This is a genomic window from Pseudoalteromonas sp. RB2-MNA-CIBAN-0110 (assembly GCF_040309305.1).
Taxonomy (GTDB): Bacteria; Pseudomonadota; Gammaproteobacteria; order Enterobacterales; family Alteromonadaceae; genus Pseudoalteromonas; species Pseudoalteromonas arctica.
Genome location: NZ_JBEOOQ010000143.1, coordinates 1 through 283, shown reverse-complemented (window position 1 = coordinate 283; position 283 = coordinate 1). Strand labels below are relative to the sequence as shown.

Annotated in this window: 1 protein-coding gene; it reads left to right on the top strand. The window is 44.9% G+C overall.

The features are described 5' to 3' along the window. A partial coding sequence (locus AAEY68_RS20900; protein WP_350586806.1) for a hypothetical protein occupies nt 1–283 on the top strand: 283 nt, incomplete at both ends.

Below are 283 nucleotides of genomic sequence, written 5' to 3'. Positions count from 1 at the left end.
ATAGAGTGCTGGCAGAAACCACCACTCTTGCAACCGTTGGGCTTATGTCGTTTACCTTAGTTGCGCAATTTGCTCCTGCGATGATTATTGGTTTATGGTGGCGCCACGCATCGTGTCGTGGTGCACAGCTCGGTATTTTAAGTGGCTTTGTAATTTGGGGTTACACTTTACTGCTACCTAATTTAGCCAGTGGTTTTGGCAGCCAAAGTAGTTGGTTAATAGAAGGGCCATGGCAAGTTGCTTGGTTAGCGCCCACTAATTTACTTTCATTGAATTTAGAAAG